This is a genomic window from Janthinobacterium sp. CG_23.3 (assembly GCF_046115965.1).
Lineage (GTDB): Bacteria > Pseudomonadota > Gammaproteobacteria > Burkholderiales > Burkholderiaceae_D > Janthinobacterium.
Genome location: NZ_JBJXIB010000264.1, coordinates 1 through 1,466, shown reverse-complemented (window position 1 = coordinate 1,466; position 1,466 = coordinate 1). Strand labels below are relative to the sequence as shown.

Below are 1,466 nucleotides of genomic sequence, written 5' to 3'. Positions count from 1 at the left end.
CGATGATAGTGCTGCAACCAGTGTGAAAGTAGGTTATCGTCAGGCTTGTTATATTAAAAAAGCCCCGCAGAGATGTGGGGCTTTTTTTCGTCCGCGTTTTTGCGGGCTTATAAGCCCCTGGATATCGCCCAGACGCCCGTTGAAATACTTCACCAAGACCCTGCGGTTGTGTTTGGTTTCATGCAATTCAGCGATATCGAGGTAACTTGCGTTTGCTCCAACTTCGTCGCCGAGATATTCCTAAGCGGTTCCATGGGTTTTTGCCAAGATGGCATTTTTGAACCTAAAGAAATGCCCGCTCCAACAAACACCGTACCATTTCCGTGGGCGAACCGCTCCTGCAGGACGGGAGCTATTTCCGGAGGAGAGAGTATGTTCAGTTCCTGGGTTGCTTGTCGGATACGGTGAGGTCCCGGCCATTCGCTGTTTTGGGATGATGGCTGCTTTTCGGAGTGGTGCTGAAACCCAACGAGGGGAATGTGGAATTCAATAATTGAGCAAGCATGGGTTGAGTCTGCGGCGGATCGTCGTCGAAGTGGCGTACCGCGCGAGGTTCTGTACGAACTTGAGGACGGTCGTCGTCGTCGAGCGCGACGTGTACGGCGAAAGTCAGCACCGCTACCACTCCGGCTTCCTTGACTTTGCCAAGCACAGCGGCTTCAGGATCAAGCTCTGCCAGCCATACCGCGCCCAGACCAAGGGCTACCTGCGCAGGTGTTCTACGTGCCGCTGGCGAGCCGCCTTGGCCAGAGTGGTTGCAGCTCGACGTCGTCACCGCCAATGCGAAAGTGCTGTGCATCCGCTCGTTGAAGTGGCCAACGAGCGGATGCATGGCGTGACGCTGGAAAAATCGTCGGCGCGGTTGGAGGTGGAGGTGTTGCAACTGCAGGCGCTGGCGCCGCCGTGGCGGGGCGATATTGCCGCTGCGCGGCCGCAGGCCAAGGGGCTGGTCATCGAACGCAGCGAGAACGTGGTGCCCGTCGGACCCAGCGGTGTCGGCAAGACCCACTTCTTCCAGGTGATCGCGGCGCTGTACGAAAAGGGCAGCTTGATCGTGACGAGCAATCTGCCGTTCGGCCAGTGGGACGCCACGTTTGCGCAAGACGCGACGCTGACGGCGGCGCTGTTGGACCGGCTGCTGCATCACGCCCATAAGTGCCCATCGCCGGCGAGAGCTACCGGCTCAAGCACCAGCGGCAGGCGGGAATCGTTCAGGGCGTCCGAGCCGACAAGGCCGCCTGAGCGGGCGATAAAGAAATGAGGATCCAGCAAGTGCTGGTGACGGAGGTGTATCAATTTTCAATCGCTGTCGACACACGCCAGGGGTATTTGCGCCAACTCAGCGGAAAGTCCTTGCCATGCCAGTATCTGCTTTGCTATAGTTCGCCTCCCCAATGACAGGCACTCGATGCCGGGCAAAAAGGGCCGGTCGGAAACGACGGGGTAGCGAAAATAGAAGTTGACGA

The 1,466-nt window shown here is 58.0% G+C and carries 1 protein-coding gene and 1 pseudogene; one reads left to right on the top strand and one right to left on the bottom strand.

Annotation, left to right across the window (positions count from 1 at the left end):
• Positions 1–376: 376 nt before the first annotated feature.
• The gene (locus ACFDR9_RS27675; RefSeq protein ID WP_409033073.1) at positions 377–799 is read right to left on the bottom strand and encodes a hypothetical protein; all 423 of its coding nucleotides are present in this window, start codon (positions 797–799) and stop codon (positions 377–379) included.
• A 153-nt stretch (positions 800–952) separates the two neighbouring features.
• Between ACFDR9_RS27675 and ACFDR9_RS27670 the strand changes: the two are divergent.
• Positions 953–1,242 (top strand): annotated as a pseudogene (locus ACFDR9_RS27670) (ATP-binding protein); the annotation flags it as partial.
• Positions 1,243–1,466: the final 224 nt, after the last annotated feature.